Source organism: Vulcaniibacterium tengchongense (assembly GCF_003814555.1).
Taxonomy (GTDB): Bacteria; Pseudomonadota; Gammaproteobacteria; order Xanthomonadales; family Xanthomonadaceae; genus Vulcaniibacterium; species Vulcaniibacterium tengchongense.
In genome coordinates, this window is sequence record NZ_RKQN01000002.1 from 855,521 (window position 1) to 879,635 (window position 24,115).

The window sequence follows — 24,115 nt, forward strand, 5'->3', positions numbered from 1 at the left end:
CTGAACCTGGTTAATGGGGGATGAGTCCGGCGCGCGCGCCGGACCCGGTCAGAGCGAAAGGTACTCGATCGCGGCGACGCTGCCGAGGCGGTCGGCGAGGCGCTTGAGCAGGGCCAGGCGGTTGCGGCGCAGCGCCGCGTCGTCGACGTTGACCAGCACCGCGTCGAAGAACGCGTCCACCTGCGGCCGCAGCCGCGCCAGGCGGCCGAGCGCGGCGACGTAGTCGCGCCGCGCCAGCAGCGGGTCGGTGTCGGCGACCGCCGCGTCCACCGCGTCGGCCAGCTCGCGTTCCGCGGCTTCGGCGAACAGCGCCGGGTCGGGCGCGTCGGCGATCGCGTCCTCGGACTTCCTCAGGATGTTGCGGATGCGCTTGTTGGCCGCGGCCAGCGCCGCGGCCTCGGGCAGCTTGGCGAATTCGCCGATCGCCTGCAGGCGGCGGTCGAAGTCCAGCAGCGAGGCCGGGCGCAGCGCCGCGACCGCTTCGAACTGCTGCGGCGGCACCGCGCGGTCGGCGTAGTAGCCGCGCAGGCGGTCGAGGACGAAGTCGCGCAGCTCGTTCGCGTCCGCGCGCGAGCGGCCCTTCGCGTCGCCCACTTCGCCGACCACGTCGCAGGCGCGCGCGAGCGCGGCATCGAGGTCGAGCTCGATCTCGCGCTCGATCAGCGTGCGCGCGAGCCCGAGCGCATTGCGGCGCAGCGCGAACGCGTCCTTGTTGCCGGTCGGCTTCAGCCCCGCGGCGAAGCCGCCGGCCAGCGTGTCCAGCCGCTCGGCGATCGCCAGCACCTGGCCGAGCCCGCTCGGCGCGACCGCGTCGCCGGCGAAGCGCGGCATGTAGGCCTCGTCGATCGCCGCGGCCAGCGCGGCGCGCGCCTCGTAGGGCAGCTCGGCTTCGAGCGCCCGGTCGGCCATCGCGTAGTAGCGGCCGGCGATGCCCTGCAGTTCCGGGAACTCGCCGACCAGGCGCGACTGCAGGTCGGCCTTGCCCAGCTCGGCGGCGCGGCGCGCCAGCGCCGGGTCGACGCCGACCGCCTGCGCCACCGCCTCGGCCAGCGCGGCCACGCGCGCGGCCTTGTCGGCGACGGTGCCGAGCTTGGCCTGGTAGGTGACCGTCTTCAGGCCTTCGTTCATCGACGCCAGGCCCTGCTTCATGTCCTCGACGAAGAAGAACTGCGCGTCGGCGAAGCGCGGGCGGATCACCCGCTCGTAGCCCTTGCGCACCGCGGCCTCGTCGCGGCTGTCGATGTTGGCGACGCCGACGAAGCGTTCGGACAGCCTGCCGGCCGCGTCCAGCACCGGGAAGAACTTCTGGTTGGCTTCCATCGTCGCGATCAGCGCCTCCTGCGGCACCGCGAGGAACTGCGGCTCGAAGCCGCAGGCCACCGCCTTGGGCCACTCGGTCAGGCCGTTGACCTCCTCGAGGATGCCGGCGTCGATGCGCGCCTGCCCGCCGGTCGCCCGCGCCGCGGCCTCGACCTCGGCGACGATGCGGGCGCGGCGCTCGTCCGGGTCGACCAGCACCTTGGCCGCGCGCAGCGCCTCGACGTAGTCGCCCGGCGCGCCCAGCCACACCGGCTTGTCGTGCATGAAGCGATGGCCGCGGCTCATGCGGTCGCCGCGCAGGCCGAACAGCTCGGCCTCGATCACCTCGCCGCCGAACAGCAGCACCAGCCAGTGCGCCGGGCGGGCGAAGCCGTAGTCGTGGTCGCCCCAGCGCATCGGCTTGGGAATCGGCATCGCCGCGACCGCCTCGCGCAGGATCTCCGGCAGCAGCGCCGCGGTCGCGGCGCCGGGCTTCACCGCGCGGTGGACGAAGCGCTCGCCCTTGGCGTCGCGCAGCTTCTCCAGCGCGGTCCACTCGACCCCGGCCTTGGCGGCGAAGCCTTCCAGCGCGCGGGTCGGGCGGCCGCCGGCGTCGAGGGCGATGTTCAGGTACGGCCCGAGCACCTCGGAGGTCTGCTCCGGCTGCTGCGTCGCCACCGCCGGCAGCAGCACCGCGAGGCGGCGCGGGGTGTAGAGCGGCTTGGCGTCGCCGCGCTCGAAGGCGATGCCGCGCCTGGCCAACCCGTCGATCACCCCGTCGAACAGCGCCTGCGCCAGGCCGGGCAGGGCCTTGACCGGGAGTTCCTCGGTGCCGAGTTCGATGAGCAGCGGTTGCGTCGTGGTCATGTCTTGCCTTTGCTGTTCCCCTCTCCCCGCGGGAGAGGGCGGCGCGCAGCGCCGGAGGAGGGGGCGGCGGAACGGCGACGGGGCCTGCGAACCGTCGCCTGGCGCGGGAGCCGGCGCATCGATCGCGCGGCGCGCCGGATTCGCGGCCGCCTCGCCGCACGTCCCTGCGGCACGGCCGAAGGGGCGCGCGGCCGGGAGATCACGCGGCCGGCCTCGCCTGGCGCATCCCCGGGAAGCCGAGCTTCTCGCGCTGCGCGTAGTAGGCCTCGGCCACGCCCTGGGCGAGGCGGCGCACCCGCAGGATGTAGCGCTGGCGCTCGGTCACGCTGATCGCCCGGCGCGCGTCGAGCAGGTTGAAGCTGTGGCTGGCCTTGCACACCTGGTCGTAGGCCGGCAGCGGCAGGCCCAGCTCGACCAGCTTCAACGCCTCGGCCTCGCAGGCGTCGAAACGGTGGAACAGTTCGGCGACGTCGGCGTGCTCGAAGTTGTAGGCGCTCTGCTCGACCTCGTTCTGGTGGTAAACCGCCCCGTACGTCACCGGCGCGCCGTCCGGGCCGTAGGTCCAGACCAGGTCGTAGACGTTGTCGACGTTCTGCAGGTACATGCACAGGCGCTCGAGGCCATAGGTGATCTCGCCGAGCACCGGCTTGCACTCCAGGCCGCCGGCCTGCTGGAAATAGGTGAACTGGGTCACTTCCATGCCGTTGAGCCAGACTTCCCAGCCCAGGCCCCAGGCCCCGAGCGTGGGCGACTCCCAGTTGTCCTCGACCAGGCGCAGGTCGTGCACCAGCGGGTCGACGCCCAGCGCCTTGAGCGAATCGAAGTACAGCTCGACGATGTTGTCCGGCGAGGGCTTCATCGCCACCTGGTACTGGTAGTAGCGCTGCAGGCGGTTGGGGTTCTCGCCGTAGCGGCCGTCGGTGGGGCGGCGGCAGGGCTGCACGTAGGCGGCGTTCCACGGCTCCGGGCCGAGCGCGCGCAGGAAGGTGGCGGGGTGGAAGGTGCCGGCGCCGACCTCCAGGTCCAGCGGCTGGATCAGCACGCAGCCCTGCTGCGCCCAGTAGGCGTTGAGCCGCTGGATCAGCTCCTGAAACGTCGGCGGTTGCGGGATCGTGGGGGCGGCCATGGCGTCGCTCATGCGCTGCGGCAAAGCGCGCTAGTATAGCCACGGGCCCATGCGGCCCCGCTGTGTCCGCCTTCGTTCCGCTGCGGTGGAACCTGGCCCGGGGAAAGGAGCGAAGCGGTTGCCGACGCGTCGGCGGCCGGCGCGCCCGCCTCGTGGAGACGGCGCAACCCGCCTCGAACTTCGCCGTGAATCTCCCGTTCCTGATCCTCGAGACCGGCCAGCCGGTCGCCTCCATGCGCCGCCACCGCGGCTTCCCGCACTGGATCCGCGTCGCCGCCGGCCTGGCCCGCGACGAGGCGGTGGCGGTCAACGTCGAGGCCGGCGACCCGCTGCCGCGCCGCGACGGCTTTGCCGGCGTGCTGATCACCGGCTCCGGCGCGATGGTCACCGACCGCGCCGACTGGAGCGAGCGTTCCGCCGACTGGTTGCGCGAGGCCGCGCACGACGGCCTGCCGCTGTTCGGCATCTGCTACGGCCACCAGCTGCTCGCGCACGCGCTCGGCGGCGAGGTCGGCGACAACCCGGCCGGACGCGAGATGGGCACGGTGCACGTCGAACTGCATCCGCACGCCGGGGCCGACCCGCTGTTCGCCGGCCTGCCGCCGCGCTTCCCCGCCCAGGCCACCCACCTGCAGACGGTGCTGCGCCCGCCGGAGGGCGCCACCGTGCTGGCGCGCTCGGCGCAGGACGACTGCCACGCGTTCCGCTGGGGCGAGCGCGTCTGGGGCGTGCAGTTCCACCCCGAATTCAGCGCCGCGCACATGCGCGGCTACGTGCGCGCGCGGCGCGAGGCGCTGCAGCGCGAAGGCCGCTGCGCGAAGGCGCTGGCGCGCGAGGTCAGCGCCGCGCCGCACGCGCGCCGGGTGCTGCGCCGGTTCGTGCGCCATGCGCGCGCGCTGCACGCGCGCTGAGGCCACGGGCGAACACGAAGGAAAACGGAAACCACGATGACGCAGATCCGCAAAGTCCCGTTCAGCGCCGGCGCCGAGTGGCTGCTCGGCGGTTTCGCCCTGCTGCGCCGGGCGCCGCTGGCGCTGAGCCTGCTCGGCCTGATCTGGGGCGGCCTGTCGGCGTTGGCCTCGGTCACCGGCCAGGCCTGGCTGAGCCTGCTGCTGGCGGTGCTGGGGCCGATCTTGTTCGCCGGGATGATCTACGCCGCGCGCGAGGTCGACCAGGGCCGCAGCGCGCAGCCGGCGCACCTGCTGGCCGGGCTGCGCGAGGGCAAGGCCGCGCGCCTGCTGGCGATGCTGCTGCCGCAGCTGGCGGCGCTGGTGGTGCTGGCGATCCTGCTGGTGGCGATGCTCGGCGGCGAACAGTTGCAGCACATCGCCCGGGTGATGGAGCAGGTGCAGGCCGGCACCGCCGATCCGGAACTGGCCAAGACCCTGCCGGCCGGGCGCATGCTCGGCTGGCTGCTGCTGGCGATCGTGATCGGCGTGCTCGCCGGCTTCTTCACCTTCCTCGCGATCCCGGACGTGATGTTCACCGAGCGCGGCCCGTTCCAGGCGATGGCGATCAGCTTCCGCGCCTGCGTGCGCAACCTCGGCGCGCTGGTCGTGATGCTGGTGCTGATCGTGATCGCGACCTTCGGGCTGAGCCTGGCCGCGAACATCGTGATCGTGCTGCTGGCGCTGGCGATCGGCCAGGTGGCGGCGCTGTTCGTCGGCCAGCTGCTGATGATGGCGGTGCTGATGCCGGTGATGGCCGGCACGATCTACTACGCCTGGCGCCAGCTGCTGGGCGGCGAGCCGCCGCCGCTGCCGAGCGCGAACGGCGCCGGCATCGAGGTCTGAAGCCGCGGCCGGCGCGCGTAGCGCCGCGCCTCGCGCACGGCCGGATCGCTGCCGGCCCGGGCTATACGGCGCACGGCCGCCCTCGACGCGGCGCGCCCGCCGCGGGATTCGCCCGCAGGCGGGCGCGCAGCGCGGTAGCCGGAAGCGGAGTCCCCGAGCGCTGCAGGACGGAGGCGATCCGGCTCGCCGCCCGCGCGGTCGGCCGGGGCGCCGGGATCGTCGCGCGGCTGCGCCGCGGGCCCGCGCGAACCGGGCTCAGCCGTCCTGCGCCTCGTCCGCGGATTCGCGTCCCGGGTCGCCGGCGCCCGGCACCAGCCAGCGCGCCGCATGGATGCCGAGCTCGTACAGCAGGCACATCGGGATCGCCAGCATCAGCTGCGAGATCACGTCCGGCGGCGTGATGATCGCCGCCAGCACGAACACGCCGACGATCGCGTAGCCGCGCGCCTCCTTCAGCTGCTGCGGCGTGACCCAGCCCAGCAGCACCAGGATCACCAGCGCCACCGGCAGCTCGAAGCTGGCGCCGAAGGCGAGGAAGATCACCAGCACGAAGTCGAGGTACTTGCCGATGTCCGGCATCATCGCGACCACGTCCGGGGTGAACTTGGCCAGGAAGCCGAACACCGTCGGCAGCACCATGAAATAGGCGAAGGCGCAGCCGATGTAGAACAGCGCCACCGACGAGACCAGCAGCGGCAGCGCCAGGCGCTTCTCGCGCCGGTACAGGCCGGGGGCGACGAAGGCCCAGGCCTGGTACAGCAGCCACGGCACGGTCACGATCAGCGCGGCGAAGAAGGCCAGCTTCATCGGCACGAAGAAGCCGCCGGCCGGGTCGTTGGCGATCAGCTGGCCGCCGGCGGGCAGGTTGCCCAGCAGCGGCCGCGCCAGCCAGCCGTACAGCTCGGCCGCGAACGGCACCAGCGCCAGGAACGCCAGCAGCAGGCCAGCGGAGGCGCGCAGCAGGCGCGCGCGCAGTTCGATCAGGTGGTCGATCAGCCTCGGCTCGTCGCCGGCGGCGGCGGACTCGTCCCCGGCGCGGTCGCGCAGCATCACCGGCGCTCCCCGGACGCGTCGCTGCGCGGCGCCGGCGCCTCCGCAGGCGCGTCGCCCCGGCCGGCGTCCGGGGCCGGGGCGGTCTCGTCGCCTTCAGGCAGTTCCAGCGGCCGCGAGGACGACTCCAGCGCCGGTTCCTCGCCGCCGCGCTCGAATTCCTCGCGCAGGGCGCGTTCCTCCTCGCGCAACCGCTCGCGCGCCTCGTTCAGGCCGCTGCGCAGCTCCTCCTGCGCCTCGCGCAGCTGCGCCTCGGTCTGCTGCAGGCTGCGCTTGAGCTCGTCGGCGGCCAGTTCGTGCTCGAGCTCGGCCTTGACCGAATGCCATTGCGCGCGCGCGCGCCGCACCCACAGCCCGGCGAAGCGCGCGGCCTTGGGCAGGCGCTCCGGCCCCAGCACCACCAGGGCCACGAGCGCGATCAGCAGCAGCTCGGAAAAGCCGATGTCGAACATGGCGACGGCCGCGCGCGCGGCGGCGGGTCAGCGCGGCTGCTCGTCTTTGCGTTCGGCGCTCTCGCTGCCGGCGCCGGTGGCGTCCTTGCGCGACTCGTCGGGCAGCCGCGCCTGCGGCTTGTCCTCGTCGCGCATGCCCTTCCGGAAGCCCTTGACGGCTTCGCCGATGTCGTGGCCGACGTTCTTCAGCCGCTTGGTGCCGAAGATCAGCACCACGATCAGCAGCACGACCAGCCAGTGCCAGAGACTAAAACTGCCCATGAGGGTATCCGCGCGAATCGGGACGACGAGGATAACGCAGCGTCGCTGCAGATGACGTTACGGCGCGGCGCCCGCGCGACGACGCGGCCTTTACGGCAGCGGCTCGGACTTCACCGGGCTTTCCACGGTCTCGAACGGTTGCGGCTGCGGCTCGGTGGCCGGCGTGGCCAGCGGCGCGGTCTGCGCGGCCGCCGGAGCGGGAGCGGCAGCCGGCGCGGCGGCGGCGCGCACGGCGGGCTCGCCGCGGCGCGCGCGGGCGGTGGCGCTGGCCTCCTCGAGGCGGTCGCGGAAGTCGACCACCGCGTTCGACGGCTGCTGCGCGGCGCGGCCCTCGAAGATCATCCGCGGGGTGGTGCCGGGGCCGTACACCGCCTGGTTGGCGTCGTCGTCGATGCTCAGCACCGCGCCGTCCAGGGCGATGCCGGCGAACAGGCCGCGCGCGCGCGACCACGACCAGATCTCGGCCTTGAGCTGGCCGTCGGTGGCGGTGGCGGCGTTGCGCCCGACCGGGCCGGCGGCGACGCCGGCGTCGGCGCCGAGCGTGACCTTGCCGTTCACGATCGAGTCCAGGCCGCGCTCGCTGCGGAACACCAGCACGATGTCGGCCGACTGCACGCCGGCCTGGAAGCCGATGCTGCCGCCGGTGAGCTTCACGAAGCTCGGGTTCGACCAGGTGCCGTCCGGATTCTTCACCGACATCACGCCGTGGCCGCGGCGCCCGCCGAGCACCAGGCCGAGCTTGATCGTGTCGGGCACGACCACGACCGCGCGCGCCTCGTCGAGCAGCTTGTCCGGGATCGCCGACTCCGGGATCGCCTGGATGTCGGCGAGCACGCGCACCGCATTGCGGGCGCGCTCGTCCTCGCCGGGGCCGGCGACGGCGGCGCCGAACGCGCCGAGGCAGAGGATCAGGGCGGCGAAACGCGACAGGCGGGACATGGCGGGGCTCCGGAGCAAGGCCCGAGGAACACGACGGACCGTAAGGGTAGCGGGGTGCGGCCGCAAGCGGACTTTCGGTTCAGGCTAGTGACGCGGCAATGAATCGGCGCGGAACCGCGCCGACGCCGCGCCGCGTAGGCGCCGGCGCGGCGCAACTGTCATGCTATGCGCATGCCCGCCCACGCCAGCCTCGCCGCCAGCGACCCGCGCGACACCGCGCTGCTGCTGGTCAACCTCGGCACGCCGGAGGCGCCGACCGCGCCGGCGGTGCGCCGCTACCTCGCCGAATTCCTCTCCGACCGACGCGTCGTGGACCTGCCCGCGTGGCTGTGGCGGCCGCTGTTGCGCGGCGCGGTGCTGCCGCTGCGCGCGCCGAAGGTGGCGCACAAGTACGCCAGCATCTGGCTGCCGGGCGCGGACGGCGGTTCGCCGCTGGCCGCCTACACGCGCCGCCTGGCCGCGGCGACCCAGGCCGAGCTGCCGGAGCTGCGGGTGGCCTGGGCGATGCGCTACGGCGCGCCGTCGCTGGCGCGCGCGCTCGCCGGGCTGCGCGCCGGCGCGCGCCGGCTGCTGGTGCTGCCGCTGTACCCGCAATACTCGACCACGACCACCGCCTCGGTCGCGGACGTCGCGGGCCTCGACGTCGACCGCGCCGACCTGGCCGCCGACGCCGCCGGCGCGCCGCATCTGCAGTCCGGCGACGGGCGCACGCGGCTGGTCCTGCACTACCACCGCGACGCCGGTTGGGTCGATGCGGTCGCCGCGTCGATCCAGGCCGGGCGCGCCGCGCGCGGCGCCGGCGAGCACCTGCTGTTCTCGTTCCACGGCCTGCCGCAGCGGCTGGCCGACCGCGGCGATCCGTACCCGCGCCAGTGCGAGGCCAGCGCGCGGGCGATCGCGCAGCGGCTGGGCCTGGCCGAGGGCGAGTGGTCGCTGAGCTACCAGTCGCGCTTCGGCCGCGCGCGCTGGCTGGAGCCGGCCACCGATGCGACCCTGGACGCGCTCGCCGAACGCGGCCTGCGCCGGGTCGACGTGGTCGCCCCGGGCTTCGCGGTGGACTGCATAGAGACCTTGGAGGAAGTGGCGATGATGCTGGCCGAGCGCTTCGCCGGGCGCGGCGGGCAGCTGCGCTACCTGCCCTGCCTCAACGATGCGCCGGCGCACGCGCGGGCCCTCGCGGCGATCGCGCGCGGCGCGCTGCGGGACTGGGGCTGATGCCGGCGGCGGGACTGCGCGAATTCGCGCTCGACATCCGCATCGGCCGCATCGCCGGCCTGCGCGGCGGCCGCGCCGGCGCGCCGCGGGTGCTCGCGCTGCACGGCTGGCTCGACAACGCCGCCAGCTTCGCGCCGCTGGCCGCGCACCTGCACGGCATCGAACTGGTCGCGCCGGACCTGCCCGGCCACGGCGCCAGCGCGCACCTGCCGCCGGGGGCGGACTATTCCTTCGCCGGCGCGGTCGACAGCGTGCTCGACATCGCCGACGCGCTCGGCTGGGAGCGCTTCGCGCTGCTCGGCCATTCGATGGGCGCCGGCATCGCCAGCCTGATCGCCGCCGCCTGCCCGCAGCGGGTCGAGCGGCTGGTCGCGATCGAGGCCTTGGGCGCGCTGGCGGAGGCGCCGGAGCGCACGGTGCCGCGGCTGCGCGAGGCGATCGCCGCGCGCCGCGCGCTGCCCGGCAAGTCGCTGCGGGTGTTCCCCGACCTGGCGCTGGCGGTGCGCGCGCGGATGGCCGCCGGGCAGCAGCTCGGCAGCCGCCTGGACGAAGCGGCGGCGCGGCTGCTGGTCGAGCGCGGGGTGGCGCCGGTGGAGGGCGGCTTCGTCTGGTCGAGCGATCCGCGCCTGACCCTGCCGACGATGCAGCGGATGAGCGAGCCGCAGGTGCGCGCGCTGATCGCCGGCATCGAATGCCCCACCCGGGTGATCTACGCCGAGCCGGCGCAGCCGTACCTGCCCGAGCCGCAGCGGCGCGAGCACGCCGCGCTGCTGCCGCGCGGCGAGCTGATCGTGCTGCCGGGCGGGCACCACCTGCACATGGAACGGCCGCAGGCGGTGGCGGCGGCGATCGGCGACTTCTTCCTGGCCTAGCCGGCCACGCGCGCCTCGTTTCGGCGGCGACGGGCGGGAGCGGGCGCGGCTACCGCCCCGGCTTGCCGCACAGGGCGCGCAGCGTCGCCTTCAGCCGGCGGCCTTCGCGGTGGAAGTAGTCGCGCTCCTGGCGCCAGTGCGGGAAGCGCGCCTCGACCTCGCGCCAGAACGCGCGCGAGTGGTCGGCGCGGATCAGATGGCACAGCTCGTGCACCAGCACGTACTCGTACGCGCTCGGCCGCGCCAGCACCAGCGACAGGTCCAGCGCCATCGAGCCGTCCGGCGCCAGCGAGCCCCACTGCGACGACATCGGCTTGAACGCGACCCGCCGCGGCGGGCGCGGCAGCGCCGGCAGGTAGCGCGGCAGCCAGCGGCCGAGGTCGGCGCGGGCCTCGGCCTCGTAGAACTCGCGCAGCGCGCGCCGCAGCGCGGCCTCGCCGGCGCGCGCGGGCTGCACGAACAGCAGCGCCTGCGGATCGTCCGGGTCGCGCCGCACGCCCGCGTAGCGGCCCTCGCGCCAGCGCAGCGGCAACTGCGCGCCGCGCAACGGCAGCTGCGCGGTGACGCCGGGCTGCAGCGCCGGCACCTGGTCGAGCGCGTAGCGGTCGAGTTGCGCGAGCAACCAGTCGCGGTGCTCGGCGAGGAACCGGTCGCCCGCGGCCAGGCTGCTGCGCGGCGGCAGGGTCAGGCGCGCGCCGCGTTCGTCCACCGACAGCTTGAGCCGGCGCGCACGCGGATCGCGCACGCGCTGCAGGGCGACGACCCGGCCATCGGGCAGGTGCAATTCGAGCGACTCGCGCTCGATCGCGCGCGGCTTGGGCGCGAGCAGGCGGGCGAGCGATGAGGGCGGGGACGGCATGGGGGACTCGCCGGACGTGCGGGAAGGTGACCACGCACCGCTCCTTGGCGCGCTTCGATCATACCCGCGCGGCGCGGCATCCAGGTCGCGGCGTCCACGCGCACCGGCGCGCCGCCACTCCGATCCTCGCGCACGCGGTGCCGGCAGGACGTCGCCGCGGCCCGCCATCTTCGCTTCTTGCGGGTGGAGGCTCACCCCGGGGCGCAGGGAGCCACCGGGAACGGCGGCGCGCGTCTGTCGTCCCGGACGGCTCCGCACCGGTTGCTCGCCTCAGGCCTCGGCCTTGGACAGCTTCAGCGCGCCTTCCAGCACCGTGAACAGGCGGCGGAACTCGCCGGCCATGAGCACGAAGCGCGCGTCGAGCTCCGCGCGCAGGTCGTCGCGCTCGGTCGCCTCGAGCTCGTCGACCGCGCCGTCGAGCAGCTTGAACTTGCGCACGATCAGGTCCTCGCCGAGCACGAACGAGACGTGGTCGTCGAGGTTCAGCGCCAGGCGGGTGACCTGCTTGCCCGACTCCAGGTGCTTGGCGATCTCGTCGCTCTGCAGTTCCATGCGCTGCACCTTGACCACCGCGCCCTGGTCGATCGGGTCGCGCAACTCGCATTCGTCGCCCAGCGACAACCCGTCGGGCAGCGGCTCGCCGGCGACCCAGCCGGTCAGCACCGCGCGCGGCGCGACCTCGGCGTTCAGCGGCAGCGCCGGGAAGCTGCCGAGCGCGCGGCGGATCTCGCTGACCACGTTCTCGCCGCTCTTGCGGCTGGAGGTGTCGACCGCGACCACGCCGTGGCCGAGATCGACCAGCGCGTCGGTGCGCGAGGGCTTCACGAACGCGCGCGGCAGCAGGTCGGTGATCAGCTCGTCCTTGATCCGCTTGCGGGTGCGGCCGCCGGGCTTGCGGCCTTCCTTCTGCTCGATCTCCGCCAGCTTCTTCTGCAGCAGGTCGTTGACCACCGAGCCGGGCAGGATCTTGTCCTCGCCGCCGACCGCCAGCCACAGCGCGTCGCCCTGGCGGTGCGACAGCGCCTCGGCGTCGCGCCCGAACGGGCTGATGAAGCCGCGGCTGGACAGTTCCAGCGGGCCGACCGGCTTGAGCTGGCATTCGTCGAGGCCGGCGTCGAGGTCGTCGAACCTGGTCGAGGTGGGGAAGCGGAACAGGGTCAGGTTGCGGAAGAACATCGAGGATCCAGGTCGAAAATCGGAAAGGGGCGGTGCGGCGATCGACGCCGGCGTTCGCGCGAAGGCGGAGATTGGGCCGCGGCGGAGCGGCGCCATCCAGCGGCTTCGCCTTCACCGGAGCCGGCCGGGCAAAGTCTCTAGGCGCTGCCGTCACGCGGCCCGAAGCCCCTGCCCTCGCGGGAACGACGATGCGGGTTCATGGGTCCATCAGGCCTCGCCCTCGCCGCCGGCGGCTTGCGGCTCGCCGGCGAGCCACGCGTGCGCGTCCGGCAGCGGCGCCGCGCCCTGGCGGCCGAGCGCGAGGAAGTCGAACAGCTTCGGGTCGCTCAGCTGCGAGGGGCGGATGTCGCCGAGCGCGCGGGCGATGGTTTCGATCCGGCCCGGCGATTCCTTCTCCCAGGCCTCCATCATCCGCTTGACCTGCTTGCGCTGCAGGTTCTCCTGCGAGCCGCACAGGTTGCAGGGAATGATCGGGAAGCCCCTGGCCTGCGCGTAGGCGGCGATGTCGTCCTCGCGCACGTAGGCCAGCGGGCGGATCACCACGTGCCTGCCGTTGTCGCTGAGCAGCTTCGGCGGCATGCCCGCCAGCTTGGCGTGGAAGAACAGGTTGAGGAAGAAGGTCGCCACCAGGTCGTCGCGGTGGTGGCCCAGCGCGATCTTGGTGAAGCCCTGCTCTTCCGCGTACGAGTACAGCGCGCCGCGGCGCAGCCGCGAGCACAGCGAGCACATCGTCTTGCCTTCGGGCACCACCCGGGTGACCACCGAGTAGGTGTCCTGCTCGAGGATCCTGTACGCCACGCCGATCGATTCGAGGTACTGCGGCAGCACGTGCCCGGGGAAGCCCGGCTGCTTCTGGTCGAGGTTGACCGCGACCAGTTCGAACCTCACCGGCGCGCTGCGCTGCAGCTGCAGCAGCACGTCGAGCATGGTGTAGCTGTCCTTGCCGCCGGACAGGCACACCATCACCTTGTCGCCGTCCTCGATCATGCCGAAATCGGCGATCGCGCGGCCGACCTGGTGGCGCAGGCGCTTGGCCAGCTTGTTGGCTTCGTGCGCGCGGCGGCGCGCGGCGCTGGCCGGCGTCGGGTCGAGGAGGGGCAGGACGGTGCTCATCGGACCGCCGATTCTACCGGAGCGGCGCGTCCGCACCCCGGATCGGGCGCCATGCGGGCGCAACCGGCGCGCGCTAAGCTTCGGCCATGATCGCCAGCGACGATCCCGCCGCCATCGCCCGCCAACTGGCCGAATTGCGCCGGGAGCACCGCGATCTGGATGCGGCGATCGAGCGCCTGGCGCACGCCAGCGGCGCCGACGAGCTGACGGTCAAGCGGCTGAAGAAGCGCAAGCTGTGGCTGAAGGACTGCATCGCCCGGCTGGAGAGCGCGCTGATCCCCGACGAACCGGCCTGAGGCGAGAAACGGAGGGGGAGCGGCGCGGCGCGGGAAGGGCGACGACGCCCCGCGCCCTCCACGCTTCCCTTCGCGCTCACTCGCTCCGCGCCTCTTCGCCCGTCCCCACCCTTTCCGGGCTGACCTTCTCGATCGAATGGCGCAGCTCGCGGCCGAGGATGAACTTGGCGTCGCGGGCCCAGGACTCCAGGCGTTCGTCGAAGGCGAGCTTGCCGTGCTCGTCCGGCCACACCAGCTTCAGCTCGCGCAGCTTCTGGATGAAGCCGCGGAACAGGGTCTTGTCGAAGAACTCCGGCGCGGCCGGCGCGTACAGCAGCGACAGGCGCTGCGCCGCGAGCTGGCACAGCGTCTCCAGTTCGGCCGAGGTCAGCCGGCCGGGGCCGTTCTTGGCCAGCACCGAGGTGGCGATGTAGTAGCGCTCGAACGCCTGCTGCAGCGAATGGCCGATCGCGCGCAGGCGGAACACCTCGTCGGTCTGGCCGGCGTTGCGCTGGAGGATGCCGCCGTCCTCGTCGCCGACCTTCTCCAGCAGGCCCTCGCGCACGAACAGCTCGACCGTGCGCTCCAGGCGTTGCGCGAACTCGTCCTCGCTCCAGGGCAGGAACAGCTCGGCCTGCAGGAACGGATACACGCTGCGGCCCAGGCGCAGCAGGGTGCGCTGGCTCATCCGCCGGTTGTTCTGGAAGCAGCACGCGGTCCACGCCGCGGCGGTGAACAGGTGCAGGACGTTGTTGCGGAAATAGCTCAGCAGCACCGCGGTGTCGCCGCTCACCGAGAGCACGTCGCCGAGCGGATGCGAGGTGCGGGTGAGCACGCCGATCTCCTCGCCGTGGGCGACGATCTCCTGCGGCGTGTGCGGAGTCACCGTGACCCGGTCGGAGTAGGGCAACTCGGCCAGCACCGACTTGGACAGGGCGATCTGCGCCAGCAGGTCCGCCTCGCCCATCGCGTGCTTGGGCGTGGACAGCAGCGCCAGCGCGAGCAGGTTGATCGGGTTGACGTCGGCGGCGCGGTTGACGTTGATCTGGATCCGCTGCGCCAGCGCATCGACGGTGTCGGACAGCCACTTGGGCTTCTCGTCCTCGCCGACCGGGCGGCCGTCCCAGTCGGGCGCGTGCTCGGCCAGGATGTCGTTCAGGCGGATCGGCTCGCCGAAGTTCACCACCACCTGGCCGTAGTTGCTGCGCAGCACCCGCGGGATGCCGGTCAGCAGCTGCCAGATCGATTCCTTCTGCTTGGGCTTGCCGGACAGCTCGTCGAGGTAGCTGTTGCCCTCCATCAGCTTCTCGTAGCCGATGTACACCGGCTGGAACAGCACCGGGCGGGTCGGCTGGCGCAGGTAGCCGCGCACCGTCATCGCCAGCATGCCGCCCTTGGGCGGCAGCAGGCGGCCGGTGCGCGAGCGCCCGCCTTCGATGAAGTATTCGATCGAGTAGCCGCCGGCGATCAGCTGGGCGACGTACTCGGAGAACACCGCCGAGTACAGCGCGCTGCCGCGGATGCTGCGGCGCAGGAAGAACGCGCCGCCGCGGCGCAGCAGGGTGCCGACCACCGGCAGGTTGAGGTTGGCGCCGGCGGCGATGTGCGGCGGCACGATGCCGCGGGTGTAGAGCAGGTAGCTCAGCAGCAGGTAGTCCATGTGGCTGCGGTGGCAGGGCACGTAGACCACCTCGTGCCCCGGGGCGTCCTGCTTGAACCTGTCGAGGTGGTGCACCAGCACGCCGCGGTAGATCCGGTTCCACACCGGGGTCAGCAGGAAGCTGGCCGAGCGCACCACCGGGTGCGAGTAGTCGGCGGCGATCTCGTAGGCGTAGGCGTGGGCCTTCTTCCAGGCCTCGATCAGGCGGGTGCCGTCGCGCTTGGCCTGGTCGGCGATCGCCTCCTTGACCGCCGGCGCGGCCAGCACCCGGTCGACCAGCAGGCGCCGGGTCGACAGGTCCGGGCCGATCACCGCCGCGCGGATGCGGCGGAAGTGGGTGCGCAGCACGCGCGAGAGCTTGCCCACGGTGCGCTCGGGCGGCAGGCCCTCGGCGACGATCGCGCGCAGGCCGACCGGGGGCGAGAACCGCACCAGCGTGTCGCGGCCGTTGAGCGCGATCGCCAGCAGCCGGCGGAAGCGGCCGACCAGGGTCCAGTTCTCCGAGAACAGCACCGAGAACCAGCCGCTGTTCTTGTCCGGGGCGCGGCCGACGAAGATCGACACCGGCACCAGCTGCACGTCCAGCGCGGGATCGGCGCGATGCGCGTCGAGCAGGCGCGCCAGCGATTCGGAGTGGCGCTTGGGCGCGGGCGGCGCGGCGCCGGTCAGCGCCTGCAACTGGGCCAGGGTGTTGGCGTTGCGCCGCGACAGCGCGAGATAGGCGCGCTTGCGCCCGAGCGGGTCGCCCGGCAGCGGCTGCAGCGGCGAGGGCAGGCCGGCCTCGCGGCAGGCGCGCTCGAGGATCAGCGCGTTGGACAGGCCGTAGTCCTCGAGCACGTAGCAGACCGGGCGCCCGCTCCACTCCGGCGGGATCTGCGCGGCCGGCGCCTTCGGCTCGATGGTCAGCTGCACCCACGGCGCCATCGCCCGGCCGAGCAGGCGCGCCCACCACGGCCGGCGCGGCGCGCCCGCGCGCGGCGCCCGTCCGGGCGGGGGCGGCATCGGCAGCTCGGCCTGGGCCGGGTCGCGCCCGGCGTCGCCATCGCGCGGCTCCGCCGGCGCCGGGCGCGGCTCCGGCGGGGCGGCGTCGGCATGTGCGGGCGCGGCCGGGCTCGGCTCGTCCGGGAAGGGCAGGGGCGTCTGGTTCGGCATTGCGGCGCCATTATGCCTGCGCGGCCGAAAGCGTATTCAGTGCGTCAGCGGCGGGCCGCTTCCGCCTCGGCGTGGCGCAGGACGTCGCTGAGATACCAGCGGCCGTCGCGGCGCTCGGCCTGCAGGCGCGCCTCGATCGCGCGGCCGGCGAGCACGTAGCGCAGGCGCAATCGGGCGCGGTCGCCGTCCTGGCGCTCCAGGGTGACCGCGGCGCCGTCCAGGGTGGCGTCGAGGTCCAGGCCGTAGTCGGCCAGTACCTGCTTGAAGCGCGCCGCGAACGGGCCGAGCCGCTCCAGGCTGGCGGCCATGCCGAGCTCGCGCATGCGCGCCTCGCCGGTGCCGAGCCCGGTCAGGCGCGCCGCCGCCGCCAGGCGCGGCACGTGGCGCTGGGCGCGGCGCAGGTCGCCCAGCGGCGCGCGCTGGCCCCAGCCGCGCATCGCCTCGACCAGCTGCAGGTAGTGCGCGCGCTCGTCCTCGCTGTAGCCGTGGTCCTGGGTGCGCAGGTACTGGGCGGCGAACAGCCCCAGCGCCGCGGCGGCCGAGCGCAGTTCCGCGTCGGCGCCGGCGAACTGGCGGCGGTAGGTGGCGAGCAGGCGCCGCTCCGAATCCGGCGCGGCCAGGGCGGCGAGCATTCCCGGCAGGCGCTCGTGCAGCGGCAGTTCGGTCAGCGGCCACAGGGTGCGGCCTTCGCGCCAGGCCCGCTCCAGCGAGCCGTGCAAAGCCGGCGGCACCGCATGGCGGGCGTAACCGGCCAGGTCGTTGTCGCGCAGGTCCTGCAGCAGCAGTTCCAGGGCCCGGGCCGGGGCGTCGGCGCCGCGCTCGGGCTGCAGCTGCGGGGCGCGCTGGCAGCCCGCGAGGGTCGCGGCGGCGGCCAGCAACAGCGCGGCGATGGCGCGGCGGCGTCGGATCATGCGGGTTGGCGGCTCCCCAGTCGCAGCCGGCATGGTGGCCCGGCGGCCGACGCGGCGGCAAGCCGGAGGCGGCCGGACTGCGACCCGGCGCCGCTTATCGGCGCGCAGAGGTGATTCTTTAGGGCAGGAATGTGACGAAATCTGTCCGTCTCGGCCCCGATAACGTTATCGCGCCTTGGAGCACACTCGGTTCGCGACGCGCGTCACGTTGTGCCGGCAAGGACTTGGCGGCGGCGGGCGCGGTGGCACGGGTTTTGCCTAAACGGCTGTCGATCCGGCGTTCCGCCGGCACATCCACATTCAGAAGGCCGATTCCGCGATGAAGCTGCTCAAGCCGACCTTGCTCGCCACCGCCCTGCTGGCCGCCGCTCCGGCCGCGCTGGCGGCGACCCAGACCGCCAACATGAACGTGTCGATCACGATCGAGAACAGCTGCACGATCGTGGCCAACCCGCTGAACTTCGGCACCCGCAACACCCTGGCCAACGACATCGACGCCGCCACCACGGTGAAGGTGACCTGCACCGGCCAAGGCCCGATCAGCATCGCCTTCGGCACCGGCGGCGGCGCCGGCGCGACCCTCGCCAGCCGCAAGATGAGCCGCACCGGAGGCGCCGAACTGATCAACTACGCGCTGTACCGCGACGCCGGCCGCACCCAGGTGCTCGGCGACGGCAGCGCCAGCACCGCCCGCATCGCCGGCACCAGCACCGGCGCCGAGCAGTCCTTCGACGTGTACGGCCGGGTCTTCGGCGGGCAAGGGCCGAAACCGGTCGGCGCCTACACCGACACCGTCGTCGCCACCGTCGAATTCTGATCGCCGCGATGGCTCCGCGCCGGCCCGCCCTGGCGGCGGCCGCGCTCGCGCTCGCCCTGCTCGCCGGGGCGACGCAGGCGCGCGGCCAGCTGCAGGTCCGCCAGACCTCGGTCGAGCTGCCGCCCGGCGTGCGCGGCGGCCGGCTGGTGCTGGCCAACGCCGGCGACGCGCCGGTGGCGGCGCAGGTGCGGCTGTACGCCTGGACCCAGGCCGGCGGCGAGGACCGGCTGGAGCCGAGCCAGGCGCTGGCGGTGAGCCCGGCGATCGCCGAGATCCCGCCCGGCGGCGAACAACTGGTCAGGGTGGTGCGCAACGCCACCGCGCCGGCGGCGCAGGAACAGGCCTATCGCCTGGTCGTCGACGAGCTGCCGGGCGATCCCGGCGCGGAAGCGGGGCAGGCGGTGCAGGTGCGCATGCGCTACCTGGTGCCGGCGTTCGTGCGCACGGCCGACCCGGCGCCGGCCGCGCTGGACTGCGCGCTGGAACCGGCCGCGCTGGTCTGCCGCAACCGCGGCGGCCGCGCCGCCCAGCTCGGCGCCAGCGGCCTGGTCGCGCGCGACGGCGCCCGGCTGGAACTCACCCCCGGGCTGCTCGGTTACGTGCTGGCCGGCAGTACCCGCCGCTTCGCCCTCGATGCGAAGGCGCTGGGCGGCAAGGCGTGGTCGACGCTCGAGGTGCAGCTCAATGGCCAGCCGGCGAGCATCGCGCTGTCCGGCCAGCCGTAAGCCCGCCGTCCTCGCCGGCGCCTCGGCGCTGGCGCTCGCCGCGCTGGCCGGCGGCCGCGCCACGGCGGGCGCCGGCGGCGCGGCGACGGGCGGCCTGCCGGCCGGGCTCGACGACATGGCGCCCCCGCCGGCGGTGCTGTCGGAGGCGCCGCAGACGCTCTACCTCGACGTGATGATCGACGGCCAGCTGGTGCGGCCGCTGGTGCGTTTCCACCGGGCCGACGGCCGGCTGTGGGTGGCGCCGGGCGAGCTCGACGCCGCCGGCCTGCAGTTGCCGCCGGGCCTGCCCACCGATGCCGAAGGCCGGATCGCCCTGGACAGCGTGCCGGGGCTGGGCGTGCGCTTCCAGGGCTCGCTGCAGCGCGTGCTGCTGGCGCCGCCGCCGGGCATGCGCCGCGCCGTGCGGCTGGGCTACCGCAGGCCCGAGGCGGTCGCGGTGGATCGCGACGCCGGCCTGCTGCTCGACTGGGACGCCTACGGCCGCCGCTATCGCGACAGCGATACGTTCTCGCTCGGCACCGCGCTGCGCTGGTTCGGCCGCTACGGCGCGCTGGAACTGTCCGGCGTCAGCCGCGCCGGCGACGGCGCCGACGACGCGTACGCGCGCCTGGACACGCGCTGGACCTGGTCCGACCCGCAGCGGATGTGGACCTGGACCGCGGGCGACTTCATCTCCGGCGGCCTCAACTGGACCCGGCCGCTGCGCCTGGGCGGCCTGCAGTGGCGGCGCAATTTCGCCACCCGGCCGGACCTGATCGTGTACCCGGTGCCGCAGTTCAGCGCCGACCCGACCGTCCCCTCGTCGGTGGAGCTGTACGTGAACAACGTGCGCCAGTACCAGGGCGAGGTCGACCCCGGTCCGTTCGTGCTCAGCGACTTCCCGCGCGTGACCGGCGCCGGCGAGGCGGTGGTGGTGGTGACCGACGCGCTCGGCCGCACCACCCAGACCAGCGTGCCGCTGTACGTCGACTACCAGCGCCTGGCGCGCGGGCTCAGCGACTTTTCGCTCGAGGCCGGGCTGCTGCGGCGCCACTACGGCAGCCGCTCCGACGACTACGGCGACGACCCGGTCGCCAGCGCGAGCTGGCGCTACGGCCTGCGCGATGCGCTCACCGTCGAACTGCACGGCGAGGCCGGCGGCGGCCTGCGCCTGGCCGGCGGCGGGCTGGCCTGGTCGCCGCTCGGCCGCTACGGCGTGGTCACCGCGGCGTACGCGCGCAGCGAGCTGGCGCGCGACGCCGGCTACCAGTACGCCATCGGCTACCAGTGGTTCGGCCAGCGCGCCGGCTTCGACCTGTACCGGCAGCGCGCTAGCGCCGGCTTCCGCGACCTCGGCGCGCTCGAGGCCGGCAGCCTGCCGTTGCGCGAGCAGGACCGCGCCTCGCTCTGGTTCGGCGTGCCGCGCGGCTCGCTGTCGCTGAGCTGGCTGCGCTACCGCGACCACGCCGAGCCGGCCAGCCGCACCGTCAGCCTCGGCCTGGGCCAGAGCTGGCGGCGGCTGTCGTATTCCGTGGGCGTGTTCGACGACAGCCGCGCCGGGCACGGCGTGTCGCTGTCGCTGAGCCTGCCGCTGGGCGAGGCCGTCGACGCCTCGCTCAGCCTCGACCGCGACGGCGGCGACACCCGCGCCGCCGCCGCGCTGCGACGCAACGCCCCCTACGCCGGCGGCTGGGGCTGGACCGCGCAGGCGCGCGACGACGGCGACGGCCAGCTCGGCGCCCATTACCGCGGCAGCGCCGGCGAGGCCTGGTTCGGCGTCGACCGCAGCGGCGGCCACGGCGGCGCGTTCGCCCAAGGCTACGGCAGCGTGGTGTGGATGGACGGGCAGGGCTTCCTCAGCCGCGCGGTCAGCGACGCGTTCGCGGTGGTGTCCACCAACGGCGTCGCCGACGTGCCGATCCTGTTCGAGAACCGGGTCGCCGGCCACACCGACGAAAACGGCTACCTGCTGCTGCCGGAGCTGCGCGGCTGGCAGCGCAACCGGGTCGCGATCGACCCCGACGGGCTGCCGCCGGACCTGGACGTGCCGGCGATCGAACGGATGGTGGTGCCGGCCGAGCGCAGCGGCGTGCGGGTCGAGTTCGCCCTGGCGCCGCTGCGTTCGACCACCCTGGTGCTGCGCGATGCGCAGGGCCGGCCGGTCGAGCCCGGCGTGCGCGTGCGCCGCGGCGACGGCAGCGAGGCCATCGTCGGCTTCGACGGCGAACTGTGGCTGGAGCGCTACGTCGAGGGCGAAACCCTGAGCTGGACGCGCGCGGGCCTGCGCTGCGCGGCGGTGGCGCCGGCGCGGGCGGACGCCGGGCCCGGCCCGGCCCGGTGCGAAGCGGAGGCCACGCCATGATCCTGCGCGCCGTCCTCGCCGCGCTGCTCGCGTTCGGCGCTCTCGTCCCGTGCGCGGCGTGGGCGCAGGCGTTCTCGTGCCAGGCCGACACCACGCCGGCCCTGGACTTCGGCCGCCCCGGCGCCAATCCCACCGCGACCGTCGACACCGCGGCCACGCCGACCCTGCGCGTGACCTGCACCGGCTGGTACAACGCGACGATCAAGGTCTGCGTCGGCATCAACGCCGGCTCCGTCGACGGCGCGCTGGCGCCGCGGCGCCTCGGCAACGGCGGCGCGCGGCTGAGCTACCAGATCTACGGCGACGCCGCGCGCACCCAGGTGGTCGGCCCGATGGCGGGGAGCGGCTCCGCCGGGCCGCTCGAGGCGAGCGTGACGCTGAACCAGAACCCGTTGCTGGTGTTCGGCAGCGGCACGGTCGAGATTCCGCTGTACGGCCGCGTCTTTCCCGACCAGAGCGGCCTGGCCGCGGGCACCTACCAGTCGAACCTGACCGTGCAGGTCGACAGCGTCGCGGGCAACGGCACCTGCCGCGGCACCCACAACCCCGAGGACACGCTGACGATGAACGCGCGCGCCGTGCTGCCCGGCAGCTGCAGCATCGTCGCCGACGACCTGAACTTCGGCACCCGCGCCAGCCTCGCGTCCGCGGTCGACGCGAGCACCACGTTGACGGTGACCTGCACCAGCGGCACCGCCTATGCGGTGAGGCTGGACGGCGGCCGCGCCGGCAACATCGCCGCGCGGCGCATGTACCTCAACGGCAGCGGGCCGCAGGCGATCGCCTACGACCTCTACACCCATGCCGCGCGCACCCAGCCCTGGGGGGACGGCAGCGTCGGCGCGGTGGTGGAAGGCGTCGGCGCGGGCACCGGCCTGGGCACGCCGCAGGTCCTGACGGTCTACGGCCGGGTGCCGGCGCAGGCCACGCCGGTGTCCGGCACCTACCGCGACGTGGTCACCGCGACCGTCGAGTACTAGCGCGATCCCCGCGACGCCGCATCGGCCGCGCCGGCGATCCGTTCCGCCGCGCCGGGGCGGCGGCGGACGGCGGGCACGGTCTCATGGCGCCGCATCCAGCGCCGCCCGCTTGGCCGCGCGCCGCCGCTCGCGCGGCTGCGCCCCGTCGTTGTTGAACAGCGCCGGTTCCCAGGCGCCGTAGCTCGGGTTCGGCAGCATCCACCAACGCTCGCCGAACCAGTCGTCGTACTCCTCGAGCAGCCGCGCGCGCGCCTGCGGCGTGTTCGCGACCACCTGCACGAAGTCGCCGAGCTGGTCGCCGAACTGCATCAGCACGCGGTACCTCCGACCGGCCAGGCGCCGGCGGCAGTTCTTCTCGCTGCCGTTCTGCTCGCAGCCCTCGACGAAGGTGCCCAGGCCGAGGAACACGCTGTCGTCGGCGACCGGCATGCCCACCGCCTCGAGGTTGGCGAGGGTGGCGTCCTTCAGGTGGGTGGCGCGGTTGGACAGGTACAGGATGGTGACGCCCTTCGCCGTGGCCGCCTTGGCGAACTCGACCACGCCGGGCACCGCCTTGGCCTTCTTCTCCGCGACCCAGGCATCCCAGCCGACCTCGTCGTACTCGCGGCCGTCGCGGACCAGCCGCGCCTGGTAGGGCGAGTTGTCGAGCACGGTCTCGTCCACGTCCATGATCACCGCCGGCTTCAGCCCCGTGGCGGGGTTGCCGCGTTCTTCCGGCACCAATGCGTCCCAGTGCGGCTGCTTCAGCGCCAGGTCGAGCTTGTCCGCGGCCGCGCGGTAGACGCCGATCGCCGTCGCCCGGTATTCCGCCGAGGCCTGCATCCAGAGCACCGCGTTGAGGTTGTCGTCGGCCGGGGCCGAAGCGGGCGCCGCCGCGGCGGGCGCGGGCGCCGGCCCCGCGGTGTCGGTGCGCTTGCAGGCGCCGAGCGCGAGCGCGCAGGCGAGAACGGACAGGGGCAGGACGCGAAGGCGCATGTCGATCCGGGCGGGGCCGAAAGGCGGCGAGTGTAGCGAAGCGCGACGGCCGGTGGATGGCGCGGCGCGGGCGTCGGCTTGTCCGGATCGGCGCGCCGGGTCAGCGCGCGGCGGGTTCGGCGATCTGCAGCGACACCTGCTTGCGCGATTCCGGCAGCCACTGGGTGCCGACCTCGCGGAAACCGAAGCCCGCATGGAAGCGGCGCGAGGCCTCGTTCGGCGGCACCACGTAGAACTCGCAGGCCACGCGGGGCACCCGCTGCGCGCGCGCGAACGCGAACAGGTCCTCGTACAGCCGCCGGCCGAGGCCGCGGCCCTGCTGCGCGGTGGCGACCACGACCCGGTCGATGTAGAGGAAGCGCCGGTAGCGCGCCGCGAACCAGCGGTAGTTCGGGCTGTCGTAGTCGGCGCCTTCGCGGAACGCGAGCAGGAACGCCGCCACCCGCTCCTGCCCCTCGGCGCCTGCGCACAGCACGCGGTGGCAGGCGGCCTGGGCATCGAGCCGCGCCAGCCGGGCGGCGTCCAGCGGGCTCAGCATCGCCTCCCATTCCAGGTTGAGAGCCAGGATCGCCGGATGATCCTCGGGGCGGGCATCGCGGATGCGGTAGCTCATCGCGGCAGTGTACGCGCGCGCGGAGGCGCGGGCCGGGACCGGGCCTGCGATGCAGGCCGCGCCCCGGGCCGGCGCCTCGCGCGCGCCACGGGCCGCGCCGGGCGCGCCCCCGGGCGCGCCGCCGGGCGTGCCGCAGCGCTAGCATGGCCGCATGGGCACGCTCCGCATCCGCGACGCGCACGCGCACGATCTCGAGCTGCTCGCCGCGTGGGCCCGGGCGATGGCCTGGGAGACCGAACGCAAGCGGCTCGACCCAGCGTGCGTGCGCGCCGGCGTGGCCGCGGCGATCGCCGACCCGGCGAAGGCGCGCTACCTCGTCGCGAGCGAGCAGGCGACGTTGGCCGGGCGCGAAACCGTGGCGGTGCCGGTCGGCACGCTGAGGCTGACCCGCGAGTGGAGCGACGGGCGCAACGGCGAGTGGTGGTGGATCCGCAGCGCGTACGTGCCGCCCGGGCACCGCCGCCGCGGCGTGTTCGCCGCGCTGTACCGCCATGTGGAGGCGCAGGCGCGCGCCAGCCCCGGCGTGGTCGGCCTGCGCCTGTACGCCGAGCGCCACGATGCCGCCGCGCAGCGCGCCTGCGCCGCGCTGGGCATGCAGGACGCCGGCTACGCGATCTTCGAAACCGCGTTCTGACGCCGGGGAC

Annotated in this window: 23 protein-coding genes; 10 read left to right on the top strand and 13 right to left on the bottom strand. The window is 74.1% G+C overall.

All coding sequences use genetic code 11. From position 1 onward, the window contains the following. Positions 1-48: 48 nt before the first annotated feature. Together glyS and glyQ are read right to left on the bottom strand one after the other, a co-directional pair. On the bottom strand, positions 49-2,166 hold the full coding sequence (glyS, locus tag EDC50_RS10170) for a glycine--tRNA ligase subunit beta (protein WP_123770345.1): 2,118 nt from the start codon (positions 2,164-2,166) through the stop codon (positions 49-51). Between the two features lie 199 nt (positions 2,167-2,365). Continuing rightward, complete coding sequence (glyQ, locus tag EDC50_RS10175) at positions 2,366-3,292, bottom strand: glycine--tRNA ligase subunit alpha (protein ID WP_123770346.1); 927 nt, start codon at positions 3,290-3,292, stop codon at positions 2,366-2,368. 185 nt (positions 3,293-3,477) lie between these two features. Between glyQ and EDC50_RS10180 the strand changes: the two genes are divergently transcribed. Next, a complete protein-coding gene (locus EDC50_RS10180; RefSeq protein WP_277872360.1) occupies positions 3,478-4,203 on the top strand; it encodes a glutamine amidotransferase in 726 nt (241 codons plus the stop codon). A 36-nt stretch (positions 4,204-4,239) separates the two neighbouring features. Further along, a complete protein-coding gene (locus tag EDC50_RS10185) occupies positions 4,240-5,085 on the top strand; it encodes a BPSS1780 family membrane protein (RefSeq protein WP_123770347.1) in 846 nt (281 codons plus the stop codon). Between the two features lie 255 nt (positions 5,086-5,340). Here EDC50_RS10185 and tatC read toward each other — a convergent pair whose 3' ends face one another. The 4 genes from tatC to EDC50_RS10205 all read right to left on the bottom strand — a co-directional run bounded on the left by tatC (position 5,341) and on the right by EDC50_RS10205 (position 7,787). After that, entirely contained in the window at positions 5,341-6,135 is a 795-nt protein-coding gene (tatC, locus tag EDC50_RS10190; RefSeq protein WP_123770348.1) for a twin-arginine translocase subunit TatC, read from the bottom strand. Next, complete coding sequence (gene tatB, locus EDC50_RS10195) at positions 6,135-6,587, bottom strand: Sec-independent protein translocase protein TatB (protein WP_123770349.1); 453 nt, start codon at positions 6,585-6,587, stop codon at positions 6,135-6,137. The genes tatC and tatB overlap by 1 nt, the downstream gene beginning before the upstream one ends. A gap of 27 nt (positions 6,588-6,614) precedes the next feature. Next, entirely contained in the window at positions 6,615-6,848 is a 234-nt protein-coding gene (gene tatA / locus EDC50_RS10200; protein ID WP_123770350.1) for a Sec-independent protein translocase subunit TatA, read from the bottom strand. 90 nt (positions 6,849-6,938) lie between these two features. Further along, the gene (locus tag EDC50_RS10205) at positions 6,939-7,787 is read right to left on the bottom strand and encodes a lipid-binding SYLF domain-containing protein (protein WP_123770351.1); all 849 of its coding nucleotides are present in this window, start codon (positions 7,785-7,787) and stop codon (positions 6,939-6,941) included. A 171-nt stretch (positions 7,788-7,958) separates the two neighbouring features. Between EDC50_RS10205 and hemH the strand changes: the two genes are divergently transcribed. Together hemH and EDC50_RS10215 are read left to right on the top strand one after the other, a co-directional pair. Beyond that, the gene (gene hemH, locus EDC50_RS10210; RefSeq protein WP_170167610.1) at positions 7,959-9,002 is read left to right on the top strand and encodes a ferrochelatase; all 1,044 of its coding nucleotides are present in this window, start codon (positions 7,959-7,961) and stop codon (positions 9,000-9,002) included. 14 nt (positions 9,003-9,016) lie between these two features. Further along, positions 9,017-9,874 (top strand): alpha/beta fold hydrolase, encoded by an 858-nt coding sequence (locus EDC50_RS10215; RefSeq protein ID WP_199742124.1) that lies wholly within the window; start codon positions 9,017-9,019, stop codon positions 9,872-9,874. 49 nt (positions 9,875-9,923) lie between these two features. Here the strand turns inward: EDC50_RS10215 and EDC50_RS10220 are convergent, their stop codons facing one another. The 3 genes from EDC50_RS10220 to ttcA all read right to left on the bottom strand — a co-directional run bounded on the left by EDC50_RS10220 (position 9,924) and on the right by ttcA (position 13,022). Continuing rightward, the gene (locus tag EDC50_RS10220; protein ID WP_123770354.1) at positions 9,924-10,733 is read right to left on the bottom strand and encodes a M48 family metallopeptidase; all 810 of its coding nucleotides are present in this window, start codon (positions 10,731-10,733) and stop codon (positions 9,924-9,926) included. A gap of 270 nt (positions 10,734-11,003) precedes the next feature. Then, positions 11,004-11,909: a recombination-associated protein RdgC gene (locus tag EDC50_RS10225; RefSeq protein ID WP_123770355.1), complete on the bottom strand. Its 906-nt coding sequence runs from the start codon at positions 11,907-11,909 to the stop codon at positions 11,004-11,006. A 207-nt stretch (positions 11,910-12,116) separates the two neighbouring features. Then, the gene (gene ttcA / locus EDC50_RS10230; protein ID WP_123770356.1) at positions 12,117-13,022 is read right to left on the bottom strand and encodes a tRNA 2-thiocytidine(32) synthetase TtcA; all 906 of its coding nucleotides are present in this window, start codon (positions 13,020-13,022) and stop codon (positions 12,117-12,119) included. A gap of 86 nt (positions 13,023-13,108) precedes the next feature. Here ttcA and EDC50_RS10235 point away from each other — a divergent pair, with 86 nt between their 5' ends. Beyond that, complete coding sequence (locus EDC50_RS10235; RefSeq protein WP_123770357.1) at positions 13,109-13,318, top strand: YdcH family protein; 210 nt, start codon at positions 13,109-13,111, stop codon at positions 13,316-13,318. A 76-nt stretch (positions 13,319-13,394) separates the two neighbouring features. Here EDC50_RS10235 and plsB read toward each other — a convergent pair whose 3' ends face one another. Both plsB and EDC50_RS10245 read right to left on the bottom strand, forming a co-directional pair. Continuing rightward, positions 13,395-16,109: a glycerol-3-phosphate 1-O-acyltransferase PlsB gene (gene plsB, locus EDC50_RS10240; protein ID WP_123770358.1), complete on the bottom strand. Its 2,715-nt coding sequence runs from the start codon at positions 16,107-16,109 to the stop codon at positions 13,395-13,397. A 44-nt stretch (positions 16,110-16,153) separates the two neighbouring features. Beyond that, positions 16,154-17,020, bottom strand: a complete 867-nt coding sequence (locus tag EDC50_RS10245; RefSeq protein ID WP_123770359.1) for a hypothetical protein — start codon at positions 17,018-17,020, stop codon at positions 16,154-16,156. Between the two features lie 319 nt (positions 17,021-17,339). Between EDC50_RS10245 and EDC50_RS10250 the strand changes: the two genes are divergently transcribed. From EDC50_RS10250 to EDC50_RS10265, 4 genes are read left to right on the top strand one after another with little or no spacing between them, the layout of a single operon-like run. After that, positions 17,340-17,837: a Csu type fimbrial protein gene (locus tag EDC50_RS10250; RefSeq protein ID WP_123770360.1), complete on the top strand. Its 498-nt coding sequence runs from the start codon at positions 17,340-17,342 to the stop codon at positions 17,835-17,837. 8 nt (positions 17,838-17,845) lie between these two features. Continuing rightward, positions 17,846-18,562 carry a fimbrial biogenesis chaperone gene (locus EDC50_RS10255; RefSeq protein ID WP_123770361.1) on the top strand — a complete coding sequence of 239 codons (717 nt, stop codon included), beginning with the start codon at positions 17,846-17,848 and terminating at the stop codon, positions 18,560-18,562. Next, positions 18,522-20,903: a fimbria/pilus outer membrane usher protein gene (locus EDC50_RS10260; protein ID WP_170167611.1), complete on the top strand. Its 2,382-nt coding sequence runs from the start codon at positions 18,522-18,524 to the stop codon at positions 20,901-20,903. The genes EDC50_RS10255 and EDC50_RS10260 overlap by 41 nt, the downstream gene beginning before the upstream one ends. Then, positions 20,900-21,883, top strand: a complete 984-nt coding sequence (locus EDC50_RS10265; RefSeq protein WP_123770363.1) for a Csu type fimbrial protein — start codon at positions 20,900-20,902, stop codon at positions 21,881-21,883. The genes EDC50_RS10260 and EDC50_RS10265 overlap by 4 nt, the downstream gene beginning before the upstream one ends. Before the next feature lie 81 nt (positions 21,884-21,964). On the opposite strand, the gene EDC50_RS10270 is transcribed toward EDC50_RS10265, so the two are convergent. After that, positions 21,965-22,858 carry a 5'-nucleotidase, lipoprotein e(P4) family gene (locus EDC50_RS10270; RefSeq protein WP_425477911.1) on the bottom strand — a complete coding sequence of 298 codons (894 nt, stop codon included), beginning with the start codon at positions 22,856-22,858 and terminating at the stop codon, positions 21,965-21,967. Positions 22,859-22,958: 100 nt separating this feature from the next. Continuing rightward, positions 22,959-23,471, bottom strand: coding sequence for a GNAT family N-acetyltransferase (locus EDC50_RS10275; protein WP_123770364.1), 513 nt, complete (start codon positions 23,469-23,471; stop codon positions 22,959-22,961). 151 nt (positions 23,472-23,622) lie between these two features. Between EDC50_RS10275 and EDC50_RS10280 the strand changes: the two genes are divergently transcribed. Next, a complete protein-coding gene (locus EDC50_RS10280) occupies positions 23,623-24,105 on the top strand; it encodes a GNAT family N-acetyltransferase (RefSeq protein ID WP_123770365.1) in 483 nt (160 codons plus the stop codon). The last annotated feature ends 10 nt before the right edge of the window (positions 24,106-24,115 follow it).